This window comes from Enterobacter vonholyi (assembly GCF_040834095.1).
Taxonomy (GTDB): Bacteria; Pseudomonadota; Gammaproteobacteria; order Enterobacterales; family Enterobacteriaceae; genus Enterobacter; species Enterobacter vonholyi.
Window position 1 is genome coordinate 2,096,888 of record NZ_CP162152.1, and the last position, 19,877, is coordinate 2,116,764.

General features: G+C 61.5%; 2 protein-coding genes. Both read left to right on the forward strand.

All coding sequences use genetic code 11. From position 1 onward, the window contains the following. Positions 1 to 324 precede the first annotated feature (324 nt). Positions 325 to 1,662, forward strand: a complete 1,338-nt coding sequence (locus AB3N39_RS10005) for a TolC family outer membrane protein (protein WP_133294365.1) — start codon at positions 325 to 327, stop codon at positions 1,660 to 1,662. Positions 1,663 to 1,783: 121 nt separating this feature from the next. Further along, positions 1,784 to 19,789: an Ig-like domain-containing protein gene (locus AB3N39_RS10010; protein ID WP_367897273.1), complete on the forward strand. Its 18,006-nt coding sequence runs from the start codon at positions 1,784 to 1,786 to the stop codon at positions 19,787 to 19,789. The last annotated feature ends 88 nt before the right edge of the window (positions 19,790 to 19,877 follow it).

Sequence of the window (19,877 nt, forward strand, 5' to 3'; positions counted from 1 at the left end):
ATAACAGTCGGTTTATATGTTTCATCTGAAAGGTCATTTTAAGAGTTTTGTCCAGAAACCCCATATTTTTTCTTAATTGTAACACCGCCTTAACATTGAGGGTGTAGTGGCCTATAACACATTTTGTTATGCTGCTAACCACTTTAGGAAATAAGTAAATTCTTAATTTAAATAAGACGCAGGCAGATCTCATCTCCAGAGGAAATGGGTATGGGGGAGTTTTACCTAAAATACGGCAAGGATGCTAAATAAGATATTTGTCTAATTATCTATACCTCTTTTTGGGTAATTGCTTCAGTGTCACTCAGAGTCAGGGAGATAACAATGACGATATTACGAAAGCCTATGTTACGCCGATTTACAGCAGCACTGGCATTCATTTCATTAGCCATAAATACGGCGTACGCCAATAGCAGTCAGGTGGGCATTGCCCCGGTTGCCACGACAACCTTAAAAGAAAGTATTCTTTTTGCTATCGATCGCGATCCGTCTATTAGTCAGCAGGCCGCACAATTGGGTATTGGCCAGGCACAAATAGATGAAGCGCGCAGCGGCTGGATGCCGCAAATATCGTTGAACGGGAGTACAGGGCACAGCCAGACCACCGATTCCAGCGGGTCGCTGAAGAATTCGGCCGCCTGGGGGCTGAGCCTGACGCAGCTGCTGTACGATTTTGGCAAGACTAATAACAGCATCAGCCAGTCTTCCGCCCAGCGCGATAGCTATCGCTATCAGCTGATGGGCACGCTCTCTGACGTGGCGGAAAAAACGGCGCTGAGCTACGTCGAGGTCAAACGCTATGCCGATCTGCTGCAGGCGGCAAAGGAGAACGTTCAGGCGCTGAAAAACGTTGAGCAGCTGGCAAAGCTGCGTGCCGATGCGGGCGTGAGCTCGACCTCCGATGAGCTCCAGACCCGCACGCGTATTGCCGGCATGCAGGCGACGGTCGCGCAGTATCAGGCCGCCTTAAACAGCGCCCGCGCGCGGCTTGCGGTATTAACCGGTATGCAGGCAGAAAACTATTCGCCTGTACCTGCAAACCTCGCGGTTGAACCTGATTCGCTCAACCGCATTGATTACTCGCTGATACCGGCGGTTATGGCCGCGCAAAACATGGAGCGCTCTGCCCAGTACGGCGTGGAAACGGCGAAGTCCCAGCACTGGCCGACGTTAAGCCTGAAGGGTGGGCGCACCCGTTATGAATCGGACAACCGTTCGTACTGGGACGACCAGATCCAGCTCAATATTGACGCACCGCTTTATCAGGGGGGCGCAGTTTCCGCACGAGTGCGGCAGGCTGAAGGAGCACGAGCGATGGCCTCCTCTCAGGTCGATCAGGCGCGTTTTGACGTCCTGCAAAAAGCCTCCGTCGCGCAGGCGGACTGGACCGGCGCACGGGGAAGAATGGAGGCCGGAAAGCAGCAGCTGGAAAATGCCCTGCGCGCCCGGGATGTTTATAAAAATGAGTACACCCTGAGCAAGCGGAGCATTAACGATCTGCTCAGCGTTGAGCAGGATGTCTGGCAGGCTACTTCGGCGAAAATAATCGCTGAGTATGATGGCTGGAGTTCGGCAATTAATTATGCTTCCGCGGTTGATAATTTAATGCCGCTTATTGGAATAGAGAAAAACGCTGCCGCAAAATTACCCGATTTGAGTTAATAAAAGACGCGCAGTGTTGCGCAAAGTAAGACTGAAAATAATGGGTGTTTTTTCCCAGGGATAGCTACATCCATCTGGTGGACATATCCACAGGAATCCGTACACCTGCAAGGAGAAGAATATGAGTAACATAAAAGTTGTTGATGTCATCATTCGCAAAACGGCGGAGAAAACGAAATTAACCGGCGAAGGAAATCTGTCGGTCTCTATTTCATCCCCGAGCGTGATTGAAATCCAGGGTTCTGCTCAGGATGTGGTGCGCTATGTCCGCCAGGGTAAAGACCTCCTCATTTATATGAAAGATGGCAGCGTTATTCGCTGCAATAACTATTTTGTTGAAGATCCTGAAACGCATACTCAGTCAGAGCTGGTATTCAACGATCGTCAGGAACTGACGCATATTTCTTTTGCCGATGCCGGGGACGCGTCAGGCGCTGCGGTGACCGAGTTAACCGCGCAGGCCACACCGATTAGCAGCATTCAACCTTTCCTTGAACAGGAAAGCGTCTTAAGCGACGCGCCGTGGGGCTGGATTGCGGGAGCTGCATTAGGTGGCGGTGCCATCGGGGCGCTGCTGGCAAACGGCGGCGACGGCGAAACTAAGACAAAAGTTATTGATAATACGAAAGAGGTGGAAAGCGCCACGCCAACCTTCCTGCTGTCGGATAAAGCGGGTGACAAGCAGGGCGTGCTGAGCGCAAACGAGATCACGGACGACAGCAACCCAACCTTTAGCGGTACCGGTCAGCCAGGCGCGACCATCCAGGTTAAAGACAGCAGCGGCAGCACCATTGCGAGCACGATGGTCGGCAAAGACGGCACGTGGACGGTAATGTTACCGACCCAGACGGACGGGGAGCACACCTGGTCGGTCGTGCAGATCGACGGCAGTAAAACCACCTCTGCGGGCAGTATCACCGTGACGGTTTCAACCGCCGATGCCGCCATTACGCTTGCCACCACGGCGGGCGATAACGTGCTGAACGCCAGCGAACAATCCGCGGGCTTTACGGTTTCCGGAGCCAGCAAAAACCTGGCGCAGGGTACCTTACTTACCGTAACGCTGAACGGCAAAACCTACGCGGCTGAAGTCGGGGCAGACGGCGCGTGGAGCGTGAACGTGCCTGCAGCAGACGCGCAGGCGCTGGGCGACGGCACCTGGACGATTAACGTCAGCGGCAAAGACGCGGCGGGTAATACCGTGAGCGGCAGCCAGACGATCGGCGTGGATACCACCGCACCAACCCTCTCTGTCGATACCCTCGCGCAGGACAACATCATTAATGCGGCTGAGCACAATCAGCCGCTGACCCTGACCGGTAAAACGAATGCGGAAGCCGGTCAGATCGTCACGGTCACGCTGAACGGTAAAAACTATAACGCTACGGTGGGTAGCGCCGGCACCTGGTCCGTCACGCTTGCAGCGAACGACGTGCAGGCGCTCAACGAGGGCAATCACACTCTGACGGTTAACGTTAGCGACAAAGCGGGCAACGGTACGTCCGTGACGGGAGATTTCACGGTTGATACCACTGCGCCGGTCGTCACTATCGATACCGTGGCGGGCGACGATACCCTCAATATCAGCGAGCAGGGGCAGGCGCAGATTATTTCCGGGCAGGCGAGCGGCGCGTCGGCAGGCGATGTGGTCACCGTGACCGTTGGCGGACAGTCTTTCACCGGCGTGGTGCTGGCGGACGGCAGCTGGAGCGTAGGTGTTCCGGCGTCCGTGCTGGGCGCGTTGGGAGAAGGTAACCATACGATTTCAGTTTCCGTGACCGACGCGGCAGGCAACACCGGCAGCGCCACGCACGATATTACGCTGAGCGGAAACCCGCCAGAATTTACGATTGACGCCATCAGCCAGGACAACGTGCTGAATGCTCAGGAAGCAATGCAGCCGCTGAGCCTCACCGGCACCAGCAACCTGCCTGACGGCAGCGCCATCACCGTGACGCTGAACAACGTCAGCTATCAGGCCACCGTTGAAAACGGTATCTGGGCGGTCCAGGTGCCGGTTTCCGACGTGCTGAATCTGGCGAACACCCTTTACACCGTCAGCGTCAGCGGTACCGACAGCGTGGGTAACAGCGGCTCTGCCGGGGCGACGCTGCTGGTGGATACCGTACTTCCGCAGGTCATTATCAACACCTTTGCGGGCGACAACCTGGTCAATAACGCCGAAGCGGGCGTCGATCAAACCCTCAGCGGTCGCGTCACCGGCGCGGCGGCGGGCGATACCGTGTCTGTCACCGTGGGCGGCAAGAGCTACACCGCAACGGTTGGCAGCGACCTGACCTGGAGCGTGAAAATTCCGTCGGCGGATCTTCAGGCCTTCGGCGACGGGGATTTAACCTTTACCGCGTCGGTGACCAACGGGCACGGCAATACCGGCACCGGCGAGCGCGATATCAATATCAATGCTGAACTGCCGGGCCTGCGCGTAAACACCATTTCCGGCGATGACGTGATCAACGCCATTGAGCAACAGCAGGATCTGACCGTCACCGGCTCCAGCACCCATCTGGCAGCGGGCACGCAGATTATCGTCACCATCAACAACGTTGATTACGTTACCGCGGTTAACGCCAGCGGCAACTGGCAGATCGGCGTCCCGGCGGCGGACCTGCAGGCCTGGAGCGCGGGAGGCATCACGGTTAGCGTCAGCGCGGTAGATGCCTGGGGCAACACCGTTGCGGCTGAACACCCGATTGAACTGGATCTGAACGCCGTAGCGGTCACTATTGATACCGTCTCCGGCGACGACCTGCTGAATGCCGCAGAAAAAGGGGCCGATTTAACCCTTTCCGGCCAAACGCAGGGTGTAGAGGCGGGGCAGACCGTGGTGGTGAAATTCGCCGACCAGACCTTCACCGCGCAGGTGCAGCAGGACGGCTCCTGGAGCCTGACCGTGCCCGCCAGCGCCATGGAAACCCTGATTGACGGGCGCGCGCAGGTGAGCGTCAGCGTCACTAACGTCAACGGCAACAGTGCCGACGCGTCGCGCGTGGTCACGGTGGATACGCAGCCACCGGCGATTACGCTCGATAACCTGACCGCCGATAACATTATCAACGCGGCTGAAGCGCAGCAGGATTTACTGTTAAGCGGTAGCAGCAGTGCGGAACCCGGCCAGACGGTTACCGTGACGCTGAACGGCAAAACGTATCAGACCACGGTCCAGACGGACGGTACCTGGCAGCTGAGCGTCCCGGCGGCTGATGTCGATGCCCTCAACGATGGCATCGTTACCGTGACGGCCACCGTGAGCGACGTGGCGGGCAACACCAGCAGCGCCGACCGCGTGGGTCTGGTGGACGCGACCGTGCCGCAGGTGACCATCAACAGCTTTGTCACCGACACCAACACCGTTAACCAGCTCGCCCATTCACAGGCGCAGGTCCTGAGCGGCTCCGTCACCGGCGCGGCAGCGGGCGATTTGGTGACCATCACCATTAACAGCGTCGATTACACCACCGTGGTGGATGCGGCGGGCAACTGGAGCCTTGGCCTGCCGGCGTCCGTCGTGCAGGGGCTGGCTGACGGCACCTGGACAGTTGACGTCTCCGTGACCGACAGATCCGGCAATACCGGAAGCAGTTCGCTGGATGTGGTGGTGAATACCGTGACGCCCGTCATCGGTATCAACACGCTGGCGGCGGACGACGTGATTAACGCGACCGAGAAAGGCGAAGATCTGCAGATTTCCGGCACCAGCAACCAGCCGGAAGGCACGACTATTACGGTGACCCTGAACGGCATTCAGTACACGGCCACCGCTGACGCCAGCGGCAACTGGAGCGTGACCGTACCGGCGGCAAACGTGCTGGCGCTGGGCGAAGCGAATTACACCGTGACGGCGAACGTCACCGATAGCGTAGGCAACAGCGCCTCAGCCTCACACGATGTGCTGGTAGACAGCTCGCTGCCGGTGGTGACGATTAACACGCTGGCGGGCGACAATATCGTTAACGCGGCGGAAGTGGCGGCAGGGCAAACCCTGTCCGGTAAAGTCACGAACGCGGCGCCAGGTGACACTGTCACGATTATCCTTGGCGGCCAGACATACACGGCTACCGTGCAGGACGATATGACCTGGAGCCTGCCGTTAAGCGAGAGCCAGTTCACCGCGCTCGGCAACGGGGATCTCACCGTATCGGCAAGCGTCACCAACGCGCACGGCAATACCGGTTCCTCTTCGCTCGACTTCACCATCGACGCCCAGCTTCCGGGACTGCGTATTGATACGGTCGCAGGCGACGACGTGATCAACGTGATTGAACACGCTCAGAACCTGATTGTGTCCGGCACCAGCACCGATCTGGCGGCGGGCAGCGCCGTGACCGTGACCATCAACGGCAAAGCCTATTCCGCAACGGTGCTGGCGGACGGCACCTGGCAGGCAGCGGTACCTGCTGCGGACGTGTCCCAGTGGGCGGATGGCTCGCTGGATATCAAGGCAAGCGCGCAGGATGCTTCTGGCAACCCGGTAACCATCGGGACCGTCGTGGACGTCGATCTCGCGCCGGTCGCCATCACCATCAACAGCGTGACCGACGACAACGTGCTTAACGCGGCGGAAAAAGGCCAGGATCTGGTGCTGTCCGGCACCACTTCCGGTGTTGAAGCGGGCCAGACCGTGACCATCACCTTCGCAGGGAAAACCTACACCACGACGGTGGATGGCAACGGCGACTGGACCTGGACCGTTCCGGCTGCCGATCTGAGCGGCCTGAAAGACGGTGACGCCAGCGTTCAGGTCAGCGTCATCAACGTTAACGGCAACGCCGCGTCTTCGGCGCAGGAGTTCAGCGTCGACACCACCGCGCCGACGGTGACCATCAACACCATCAGCGGCGATAACATGCTGAATGCGGCAGAGGCGGCGCAGGATCTGACCCTGAGCGGGACCTCTACTGCCGAAGCGGGCCAGACGGTCACCGTGACCTTCAACGGCAATCAATACAGCGCGCAGGTGCAGGCGGACGGCAGCTGGACGCTGGACGTGCCTGCGGCGGATCTGGCGGGCATCACCGACGGCAGCGCCGCGGTAACGGCGACCGTGTCCGATAAAGCAGGTAACCCGGCCAGCGCGGGCTCATCGGTGCTGGTCGACACCACCGTACCGCAGATTAGCTTCAACATCGTTGCGGGCGATGACATCATCAATATTGCCGAGCACGGCCAGGCGCTGATCGTCTCCGGTAAGGTGACGGGCGCGCAGGCGGGTGACGCGATCACCGTGACCCTGAATGGTAAAGATTACACCGCCATGCTGGATGCGTCCGGCAACTGGAGCGTGGGCGTTCCGGCGGCGGACGTGGGCGCGCTGGTCAACGGTGAGCAGACGATTTCTGCGACCCTCACCGACAAAGCCGGTAACAGCACCACCGCGACGCACGAGTTTGACGTCTCCCTGACCGCGCCGGTCATTGCCATCAATACCCTGGCGGCTGACGACGTGATCAACGCGACCGAGAAAGGCCAGGATCTGCAGGTGTCCGGCACCAGCAACCAGCCGGAAGGAACCGCCATTACGGTGACGCTGAACGGCATCAGCTATACGGCCACCGCCGACGCGAGCGGGAACTGGAGCGTGACCGTTCCGGCGGCAAACGTCTCCGCGCTGGGCGAAGCGAGCTACGTGGTGACGGCGAGCGTAACCGACACCGCGGGCAACAGCGCGAGCACCGGTCACAGCGTGCTGGTCGACAGCGCGCTGCCGCAGGTCACCATCAACCCGGTCGCCACGGACGACGTTATTAACGCGGCGGAAGTGGCTGCCGGACAGACCCTGAGCGGGAAAGTGAGCGGCGCGGCGAGCGGTGACACCGTCACGATTTCAATTGGCGGCAATACGTACACCGCGATGGTTCAGGACGATCTGAGCTGGTCGGTCAACGTGCCGTCCACGATCTTAACCGCCATCGGGAACGGCGATCTGACCGTGTCAGCCAGCGTCACCAACGGCCACGGCAACACCGGAACCGGCGAGCGCGAAATCGTGATAGACGCTAACCTGCCTGGCCTGCGGGTCGACACCGTGGCGGGCGACGATGTCATCAACAGCATCGAGCACGCTCAAAACCTGATTATCACCGGCTCCAGCGAAGGCCTGGCAGCGGGCGCGGCGTTAACGGTGACCGTCAATGGTAAAACTTACGCCGCAACCGTGCTGGCGGACGGGACCTGGACGGCGGCCATTCCGGCGGCAGACGTCAGCGCGCTGAATGCGGGCACGGTCACCGTGACCGTGGACGGCCAGAGCGCGGCGGGCAATCCGGTTTCCATCAGCCATGACGTGAAGGTGGATCTGGCGGCAGTCGCCATCAGCATTGACCCGATTGCCTCTGACGACGTGATTAACGCGGCGGAGAAAGGCGCGGACCTGGTGCTGTCCGGCTCCACCACCAACGTGGAAGAAAACCAGACCGTCACCATCATCTTCGGCGGTAAGTCGTACACCGCGACGGTCGATGCCGACGGCAACTGGACGGCTACCGTGCCGTCCGCCGATTTGGGCAGCCTGAAGGACGGCGATGCCAGCGTGCAGGTGAGCGTCACCAACGTGAACGGCAACAGCGCGTCCGCGGGCCGCGAGTACAGCGTGGACGCTACCGCGCCGACGGTGTCTATTGAAATCATCAGCGACAACAACATCATCAATGCGGCCGAAGCGCAGCAGGATCTGGTGATTAACGGCGTCACCAACGCCGAAGCGGGTCAGACCGTCACCGTGACCCTGAACGGCGTGGACTACACCACCACCGTTGAGGCTAACGGCAGCTGGAGCGTGACCGTACCGTCCGCCGATCTGGGCGCGATTGCCGACGGGAACTACACCGTCAGCGCCGCCGTATCGGATAAAGCGGGCAACCCGGCCTCCGCGGATCGCGACGTGCTGGTTGATACCACCGTTCCACAGCTGACCATTCACACCGTTTCCGACGACGACGTGATCAACAGCGCCGAGCATGCGCAGGCCCTGATTGTCACCGGTTCCGTGACCGGCGCGGCGGCGGGCGATGTGGTCACCGTCACCCTCAATGGCAAATCGTACACCGCCACTCTCGACGCCTCCGGCAACTGGAGCGTTGGCGTGCCTGCGGCGGACGTAACCGCGCTGGCCGCCGGGGATTACACCATCACCGCGGCGCTGACCGATAAAGCCGGCAACAGCAACAGCGCCACGCACGGCGTAGAGGTGAACCTGACCGCGCCGGGGCTGACCATTGACACCGTTTCCGGTGACGATGTAATCAACAATACTGAGAAAACCCAGGATCTGACCCTCTCCGGTACGGCTTCCGGCCTGGCGGCAGGCGCGGTGGTGACCGTGATGCTCAACGGCAAAGCGTACAGTGCGCAGGTGGACGATAACGGAAAATGGACCACCACCGTTCCGGCGAGCGAAGTCGGTCAGCTGGGCGAGGCGCTTTACACCGTCACCGCCTCGGCGACGGACGGCGTCGGTAACAGCACCAGCGCGTCGCACACCGTGAACGTGGAGTCCGTTCTGCCGGGTGTGATCGTTAACACCATTGCGGGCGACGACGTCATTAACGCGGCAGAGCTGGCAGCCGGCCAGACCATCAGCGGTAAGGTGGTGAATGCCGAAGCGGGCAACACCGTGACCGTGACCATTGGCGGTAACATCTACACCGCAACGGTGCAGAGCGATCTCACCTGGTCCGTCGATGTGCCTGAATCTGTTCTGACGGCGCTGGGCAACGGCGATTTGACGGTGTCAGCCAGCGTGACCAACGGCGTCGGCAACAGCGGATCCGCTGAGCGCGATATCACGATCGACGCTAACCTGCCGGGCCTGCGCGTGGATACCGTGGCGGGTGACAACGTGATCAACAGCATCGAACACGGGCAGAACCTGATTATCACCGGTTCCAGCGACGGGCTGATGGCAGGCGCGGCGCTGACCGTGACCGTAAACGGCAAAACCTATCCGGCGACCGTGCTGGCGGACGGCACCTGGAGCGCGGCGATCCCGGCCGCGGACGTGGGTGCGCTGAATGCAGGCACGGTCACCGTGACCGTTGCGGGCCAGAGCAGCGCCGGTAACCCGGTTTCCATCAGCCACGATGTAACGGTGGATCTGGCGAGCGTTGCCATCAGCATTGACGCCATCGCCACCGATGACGTGATTAACGCGGCCGAGAAGGGCGCGGATCTGGTGCTCTCAGGCACTACCTCAAAGGTCGAAGAAAACCAGACCGTCACCATCTTCTTCGGCGGCAAAAGCTACACCGCGACCGTAGGCGCCGACGGCAAGTGGACGACCACGGTGCCAGCGGCCGATCTGGCGGGTCTGAAAGACGGCGACGCCAGCGTGCAGGTGAGCGTCACCAACGTCAACGGCAACAGCGCCTCGGCGGGCCGCGAGTACAGCGTGGATGCGACCGCGCCGTCCGTGACCATCAATACCCTGGCGACGGACGACATTCTCAATGCCACCGAAGCGAAGAGCGATCTGACGGTTTCCGGCACCAGCACCGCCGAAGCGGGCCAGACGGTCACCGTATCGCTGAACGGCAAAGACTACACCACAACCGTCAGCGCGGACGGCAGCTGGACGCTGAACGTTCCGGCGGCCGATCTGGCAGGATTAACCGACGGCAGCGTCACCGTTACCGCATCAGTCAGCGACAAGGCGGGTAACCCGGCGTCCGTGGATCACAACCTGGCGGTAGATATCACCGTCCCGGCGGTGACCATCAATACCGTGGCGGGCGATGACGTGATTAACATCGCAGAACACGGCCAGGCGCAAATCATCAGCGGCACCGCCACCGGCGCGGCTGCGGGCGATAAGGTCACCGTCACCATCGGCGGCCAGACGTACACCACCGTGCTGGACGCGGCGGGGAACTGGAGCGTGGGCGTCCCGGCGAACGTGATTTCCGGCCTCAGCGACGGCACCGTGACCGTCACCGCGTCGGTCACCGACGCGGCGGGCAACACCGGCACCGGCACGCATAGCGTGACCGTCGATACCGGTCTGCCTTCGGTCAGCTTCAACGCCATCAGCGGCGATAACGTGCTGAACGCGGTAGAAAAAGGTCAGGACCTGAGCGTCAGCGGCACCAGCGCCAACCTCGCGGAAGGCACCGTGGTGACCGTGACCCTGAACGGCAAAAACTACGCGGCCACGACGGCGGCAGACGGCACCTGGAGCCTGACGGTTCCGGCGGCGGATCTGGCGGGTCTGGGCCAGGCCAACTACACCCTGAACGCAAGCGCCACCAACGGCGTGGGCAACAGCGTGAGCAACACCGCGAACCTGCTGGTGGACACCGCGCTGCCAACGGTCACCATCAACACCGTGGCGGGCGATAACGTCATTAACGCGGCGGAAGTGGCGGCAGGCCAGACCCTGAGCGGCACCGTGGCGAATGCCGAAGCGGGCAACACCGTCACCGTGACCATTGGCGGCAACACCTACACCGCGACGGTGCAGAGCGATCTGACCTGGTCCGTCAACGTGCCGTCTGACGTGCTGACCGCGCTGGGTAACGGCAGCCTGAGCGTAACGGCGACCGTCACCAACGGCCACGGCAACACCGGTACCGACGAGCGCGAAATCGCTATCGACGCTAACCTGCCGGGCCTGCGCGTTGATACCGTGGCGGGCGACAACGTGGTCAACAGCATCGAACATACTCAAAACCTGATCGTCAGCGGATCCAGCGACGGGCTGGCGCCGGGCACGGCGCTGACCGTCACCGTCAACGGTAAAGACTATGCGGCCACGGTGCTGGCGGACGGCACCTGGAGTGCGGCTGTTCCGTCTACCGACGTGAGCGCGTGGCCGGAAGGCACCGTCAAAATCAGCGTGACCGGCGACAGCTCAGCGGGTAACCCGATTACCATCAGCCATGATGTGACGGTAGATCTGGCGACCGTTGCCATCAGCATCAATGCGATTGCGACCGACGACGTGATTAACGCGGCGGAGAAGGGCGCGGATCTGGTGCTGTCCGGTGCGACCACCAACGTGGAAGCCGGGCAGACCGTGACCATCAGCCTGAACGGCAAAATCTACACCACCACGGTGGACGACAGCGGCAGCTGGACCTGGACCGTACCGTCTGCGGATCTGGCTGGCCTGAAGGACGGCGATGCCAGCGTGCAGGTGAGCGTCACCAACGTCAACGGCAACAGCGCCTCGGCGGGACGTGAGTACAGCGTGGATGCCACCGCGCCGACCGTCACGATTAATACCCTGGCGACGGACGATATTCTGAATGCCGCCGAAGCGAAGAGCGATCTGACCGTGTCCGGTACCAGCTCTGCAGAAGCTGGCCAGACGGTGACCGTGTCGCTGAACGGCAAAGACTACACCACAACCGTCAGCGCGGACGGCAGCTGGACGCTCAACGTCCCGGCGGCCGATGTTGCGGCCCTGACGGACGGCAGCGTGACCGTTACCGCATCGGTAAGCGACAAGGCGGGCAACCCGGCGTTGGTTGATCACACTCTGACGGTGGACGTCACCGTTCCTGCGGTGACCATCAATACCGTGGCGGGCGACGATGTCATTAACCTCGCAGAACACAGCCAGGCGCACATCATCAGCGGCACCGCCACCGGCGCGGCTGCGGGCGATAAGGTCACCGTCACCATCGGCGGCCAGACGTACACCACCGTGCTGGACGCGGCGGGGAACTGGAGCGTGGGCGTCCCGGCGAGCGTGATTTCCGGCCTCAGCGACGGCACCGTGACCGTCACCGCGTCGGTTACCGACGCGGCGGGCAACACCGGTACCGGCAGCCATAACGTGACCGTCGATACCGGTCTGCCTTCGGTCAGCTTCAATGCCATCAGCGGCGATAACGTGCTGAACGCGGTAGAAAAAGGTCAGGACCTGAGCGTCAGCGGCACCAGCGCCAACCTGGCGGAAGGCACCGTGGTGACCGTGACCCTGAACGGTAAAAACTACGCGGCCACGACGGCGGCAGACGGCACCTGGAGCCTGACCGTTCCGGCAGCGGATCTGGCGGGTCTGGGCGAAGCGAATTACACCCTGAGCGCGAGCGCCACCAACGGCGTGGGCAACAGCGTGAGCAACACCGCGAACCTGCTGGTGGATACCGCGCTGCCGACCGTCACCATCAACACCGTGGCGGGCGATAACGTCATCAACGCGGCGGAAGTGGCCACGGGCCAGACCCTCAGCGGCAAGGTAACGAACGCGGAGGCGGGCAATACCGTCACCGTGACCATTGGTGGCAACACCTACACCGCGACGGTGCAGAGCGATCTGACCTGGTCCGTGAACGTTCCGGAGTCCGTCCTGACGGCGCTGGGCAACGGTGACCTGACCGTGTCAGCCACCGTCACCAACGGCCATGGCAACACCGGGACCGGCGAGCGCGAAATCGTTATCGACGCCAGCCTGCCGGGCCTGCGCGTTGATACCGTGGCGGGCGACGATGTGATCAATAGCATCGAACATACTCAAAACCTGATCGTCTCCGGCACCAGCGACGGGCTGGCGGCAGGCACAACGCTCACCGTGACCGTCAATGGCAAAACCTATGCGGCCTCCGTGCTGGCAGACGGTTCCTGGAGCGCGGCGATCCCGGCGGCAGACGTCGCGGCCTTCGCAGCAGGTACGGTCACCGTGACCGTTGCAGGCCAGAGCGCGGTGGGTAACCCGGTGACCATCAGCCATGACGTGACCGTCGACCTGGCGTCGGTGGCTATCAGCATCGATGCGATTGCCACCGACGACGTGATTAACGCGGCGGAAAAAGGCGCGGATCTGGTGCTCTCCGGCAGCACCTCGAACGTGGAGGAAAACCAGACCGTTACTGTTACCTTTGGCGGCAAGACGTACACCGCGAAGGTGGACGCCGACGGTAACTGGACGGCCACCGTGCCGTCTGCGGATCTCGCGGGCCTGAAGGACGGCGATGCCAGCGTACAGGTGAGCGTCACCAACGCGCACGGCAACAGCGCGTCGGCGGGGCGTGAGTACAGCGTAGACGCCACCGCACCAACCGTGACCATTGATACGGTTGCAGGCGATAACGTGATTAACGGCAGCGAAGCGGCTGCGGGCGTTGCCATCTCCGGCACCACTACGGCGGAAGTCGGTCAGACGGTCACCGTGACGCTGGGCGGTAAGAGCTATACCGCGCAGGTGCAGCAGGGCGGCATCTGGAGCGTTAACGTTCCGGGCAGCGATCTCTCCACGCTGGCGGATAACGGCTACACCGTGCAGGTTAGCGTGAGCGACGCCGCGGGTAACCCGGGCAGCGCGGGCAAGACAATTACGCTTGATACCACGCCGCCGACCGTCAGCTTTAACGTTGTCGCGGGCGATGACGTGATTAACAGCGTGGAGCACGGCCAGGCGCAGATCGTCAGCGGGTCGGCAACCGGCGCGAACGTTGGGGATAAAGTGGTTATCACCCTCGGTTCGCACCAGTACACCACCACCGTTGACGCCAGCGGCAACTGGAGCGTGGGCGTTCCGGCCAGCGTGATTTCCGCCCTGACCGACGGCACCGTGACCCTCAGCGCGACCATTACCGACAGCGCGGGTAACAGCAGCTCCCAGACCCATGACGTGGTGGTCAACACCGCCTCCGTGGCGCTGACGGTGAACACCCTTAGCGGTGACGACGTGATCAACGCGGCTGAAGCCGGTTCGTCACTGGTGATTAACGGCTCCAGCGCGCAGTTCGCCAGCGGGACTCAGGTCACCGTGACCCTGAACGGCAAGAGCTATACGGCCACCATTCAGAGCGACGGCACCTGGACGACTACCGTACCGGTTGCAGACGTCAGCGCCCTGGCCGATGGCGCCAGCTATCAGGTGTCCGTATCGGCACAGGACAGCGCGGGCAACAGCGCCTCCGCAACGCATACTATCAGCGTGGATACCACTGCGCCGGTGGTGAGCATTGGGACGCTGTCGGTTGACGACATGCTGAACGCCGCGGAAGCGCAGCAGCCGCTGACCGTGCACGGTTCTTCCAGCGCGGAGGCGGGTCAGACCGTTACCGTGACGCTGGGCGGCAAAACCTATACTGCGCTTGTCGGCAGCGACGGCACCTGGACGCTCGACGTGCCGGCGGCAGATCTGGCCGTCCTGAGCCAGGGCGCGCTGACGGTGACCGCCTCGGTCAACGATAAAGCCGGTAATAACGGCCAGACCACGCACACCTTAACGGTAGACACCGTTGCGCCAACCGTGACCATCAGCACCGTGGCCGATGACGATATCGTCAACAACGCGGAGCAGCTGGCGGGCCAGACGATCCGTGGTACGACCACGGCGGAACAGGGCCAGACGGTGACCGTCTCCTTCAACGGGCACAGCTATCAGGCGACCGTCGGGGCGGACGGATCGTGGTCGGTCTTCGTGCCGGGCCGTGATTTCCTCGGCCTGAGCGACGGGGAGTACACCATCACCGCTTCGGTGAACGATAAGGCGGGCAACCCGGGCAGCGCAACGCACGGCGTGACGCTGAACGGCGATGTCCCAACCATCACCATTAACACCTTTGCGCAGGACGACATCGTCAACGCCGCCGAGCACGGCACGCCGCTGGTCATCAGCGGTACCACCGACGCGCCTGCAGGCCAGAAGGTGACCATCACGCTGAACGGTAAAACCTATGCGGCTACCGTCCAGAATGACGGTACCTGGAGCTACACGGTGGGCAGCGCTGACGTGACCGCGCTGGCAGACGGCGGCTCGTACGTCATCAATGCGCAGGTGAGCAACACCATCGGCAACAGCGCCAGCGATAACCATACCGTCACGGTGGATCTCACCGCGCCGTCGATGGGGATAAGTATTGATTCGCTGCAAAACGATACCGGCCTGAGCGCAACGGATTTCATCACCAACGACAGCCAGGTCGTCGTCAACGGCTCGCTGACCGCGCAGCTCGGCAATAACGAGAAGGCGCAGATCAGCCTCGACGGCGGCGTCACCTGGATTGACCTGACCGTGACCGGCACCACCTGGCGCTACGCCGATGGCCGCACCCTGACGGACGGTACGTATCAGTACCAGGTCCGCGTGATTGATAACGCGGGCAACGTGGGGGCAACGGACAGCCAGGACGTGGTGATTGATCTGACGAAGCCTGCGGCAACCACCATTACCGTGGATTCCATTACGCAGGATACCGGTCTGTCCGGCAGCGACTTTATCACCAGCGACAACCAGATCAGCCTGAAAGGGACGCTCGGCGCGGCGCTGGGCAGCGGCGACCACGCGCAGATCAGCCTTGACGGCGGCGTCACCTGGACCGACGTCAGCGTCAGCGGCCTGAGCTGGACGTACGTCGATGGCCGCACGCTGGCCGACGGGGATTACAACTACCAGCTGCGCGTGATTGACGATGCGGGCAACATCAGCGCCACCGCCTCTCAGGTGGTGACCATTGATACCGTTGCGCCGGACGCCAGCAAAACGATCGCCATCGACAGCATCAGCGACGATACCGGCCTGAGCAGCAGCGACTTTATCACTCGCGACACGTCCCTGACGCTGCACGGCTCGCTCGGCGCGACGCTGGCCGACGGCGAATACGCGCAGATCAGCATCGACGGCGGCGTCACCTGGCAGAACGTGATTGTCACCGGCAACAGCTGGTACTACGTGGACGGCCGCACGCTGGGTAACCAGACCTATGACTACTACGTTCGCGTGGTGGATGCGGCCGGCAACGTCGGGGCCAGCGCCCATCAGCAGGTGACCGTCGATACGGTCGCCCCGGATGCGGCGATTACGGTGACCGTGGATAACATCACCGTGGATACCGGCTTCGACAATAACGACTTCCTGACCAGTTCGACCTCGTACACGCTGCACGGAACGCTCGGCGCAGAACTCGGCGCGGGTGAATTCGTGCAGGTGAGCATGGACGGCGGCAGCACCTGGGTATACGCCACCGTAAGCGGCACGCAGTGGAGCTACAGCGACACGCGTACCCTGACCGACGGCAGCCACAACTATCAGGTACGGGTCGTCGATCTGGCGGGGAACGTTGGGGCAACCACCTCGCAGGCGGTGACGGTGGATACCCAGGCGCCGCAGTACGGCGTCACCATCGACAGCATCAGCGAAGATACCGGCCAGTCCGGCAGTGATTTCATCACCATGGACACCACGCTGACCATTAACGGTTCGCTGGGCAGCGCGCTGGCAAGCGACGAGCGCGTACAGATCAGCCTGGACGGCGGGAATACGTGGCTCGATACCACGGTCACCAACCAGCGCTGGAGCTACACCGATACCCGCGATCTGCCTGACGGCGACTACACCTACCAGGTGCGGATTATCGACCTGGCGGGCAACGTGGGTTCGACCGCGTCTCAGGTCGTCACGGTAGACACCACGCCGCCGACCACGGTCGGCACGGTCGTCAGCTATACCGACGGCGAAGGCGAGCGTCAGGGCACCTTTGGCAGCGCGGTGGCAACGGACGATAACTCGCCGCTGATCAACGGGACGCTGAACCGTGCCCCGGATGACGGCGAGATCGTGCAGCTCTACCGTGATGGGGTACTGCTCGGCCAGGTGACCATGAACGGCAGCGCGAGCTGGTCCTTCCAGGACAACGGCCTGAGCGACGGGAATCACACCTACATCGTGCGCGTCACCGACAGGGCCGGAAACTACACGGAATCCGACGGCTTTGTGCTGAACGTCGACACCAGCATTCCGACCACCACTGCGGCGATTACCGCGCAGACCACGTCGGACACTACGCCGATCGTCACCGGTACCGTCTCCGCTGACCTGGTGAACGGCGAATATCTGGTGGTGACGGTGAACGGCAAAACCTACACCTCCCAGACCGGCGGTGCGGTGGTGGTCGACCCGGATCACAACACTTGGTATCTGCAGATCCCGGACGGCGATGCGCTGAGCGTGGCGAGCTACAGCGTGACCGCGCAGGTGAAGAGCAGCGCGGGTAACGGCAATACCACGGGTACGGCGACCGGCAGCCTGGTGATTGATACCACCTCGGTGAATACCGACTGGGCAACCGCGGCGGGGAACAGCAACAACTCCACCATGACTCTCGGCATGAACAGCAGCGGTCTGTGGAACATCATTGCTAACGGCCAGTCATACTCCAGCAGCGATAGCTCGACCTATGCCGGCAATACGCTGACCAACACCCGTAACTACTACGTGGTGAGCCAGACCGCCGCCGACTTTGACCGTAACGGCACGCAGGACATTTTCGCGACGGAAAATACCTACGCCGGGTCAACGCAGGTGATGTGGACCTACGATGGCAGTACCTATAACGCCAGTCAGCTGGCAATGGGCACTACCATCTGGTACGGCGGCGTGATTGCGTACGATAAAACAGGTGATGGGTATCTGGATCTGGCGTACGGCGATGCCGGTATGGATTCCCTGACCTATCTGGTGAACAACAAGGGTGTCCTGTCGCCGGACGGCACCGGTGGGGAAGGCGGTTTCTACGGCCAGTTTGATTCCGGGCGCGAAATCTCCGGCGTTGACCTGAACAACGACGGCACGGTAGATATTGTCCAGCACACTAACCGCAGCGGCGCGTACTCGTTAACCGTGATCAACAACAACGGTAACGGCACGCTCTCCATCGGTCAGAACCTGACGAACGTGTTTGTGGCAAACGCCTCGAATACCACCACGGCGGCATCCATGACGTGGGCGGACTTCAACGGCGATGGCTACATGGATCTGTACCTGGGCAGCAGCTACAACAACAACGGCGGGGTGATCTACTACAACGACGGTACCGGGAAGCTCTCGGCCACCAAGAGCGCGGTAGAAGCCTCTAACGCAGCGGCGGGCTATTTGTCTGTGGCGGTGGACTGGAACGGCGACGGACAGATGGACATCGTCAAGCTCAGCACCTACGGCGGCTCGCAGACGGCGACCCTGTTCACCAACAACGGTTACGGCTCTACCTGGACCTCAAGCCAGCTGGCTTCAGGCCTGGCGAACGTCACTGGCGTGGCGGCTGTGGACTACAACTGGGACGGCGCGCAGGACCTGCTGGTTTCTCAGCAGAACGGCAAGGTGGTGCTGGTGCAAAACAGCAAAACCATTGCTGACGGCACCGCGATGCATCTGCACATTGTCGACAGCGAGGGCATCAACGCCTACTACGGCAACACGGTCAATCTGTACAACGCCGCGGGCGTGCTGGTGGCCTCGCAGATCATCAACGCCCAGTCCGGTATCGGTTCGAACGATACCTCTGCGCTGGTGAGCTTCTACGGGCTTGATCCGAATGAAACCTATTCGGCTGAGATCCTGAAGATCACCAACGGCGTGTCGGATAACGTCACCTGGAGCGGTCTGGAAGCGGGCAACGGCAAAGAGGGCTACGTTCTGACGGCCGAAGCGGCCACCGGCGGCCACAGCGGAACCATTACCGGGACCGGGTATAACGACACCTTTATCGCGGAAAACGGCACCTATACCTACAACGGTTCCGGAGGCTGGAATACCCATTCCGACTATGACACCTGGAGCAACACCGGTGGTATGGACGTGGTGGATTACCGCAATGCGACCTCCGGCGTAACCGTTGACCTGCGCCTCTCAACCGCGCAGGACACCGGGTTCGGCACCACGCGTCTGCTGAACATTGAAGGGATTAACGGTTCGGATTTCGACGACGTCATCACCGGCAACAGCGGTGATAACCAGTTCGAAGGTCGCGGCGGAAATGACACCTTCAACATCGGCAGCGGCGGTCACGATACGTTGCTCTACAAGCTGATCAACGCCTCGGATGCAACGGGCGGTAACGGCCACGACGTGGTGAACGGCTTTACGGTCGGGACCTGGGAAGGGACAGCGGACACGGATCGTATTGACCTGCGCGATCTGCTCTCCGGCAGCGGCTATACCGGCACGGGCTCGGCGAGCTATGTGAACGGCGTGGCCACGCTGGACAGCAGCGCGGGCAATATCAGCGATTACATCCGCGTGGTGCAGAACGGCAGCAATACCGAGATCCAGGTTGACCTGGACGGTACGGGCGGCCAGTTCTCGCCGACCACTCTGGTGACCCTGAACGGCGTGCAGACGGATCTGGCGACGCTGCTGGCGAACCATCAGCTGTTAATTGCGTAAAACAACGCCGCGGGGAGCGATCCCCGCGGCCTTTTGGCATTTCTTTACACGAATAGTCATAACCCTATATTTCACAAGATTATTTTGC

Coding starts and splice junctions, on each gene's coding strand:
- AB3N39_RS10010 (WP_367897273.1), top strand. CDS start 1,784: ATGAGTAACATAAAAGTTGTTGATGTCATCATTCGCAAAACGGCGGAG.
- AB3N39_RS10005 (WP_133294365.1), top strand. CDS start 325: ATGACGATATTACGAAAGCCTATGTTACGCCGATTTACAGCAGCACTG.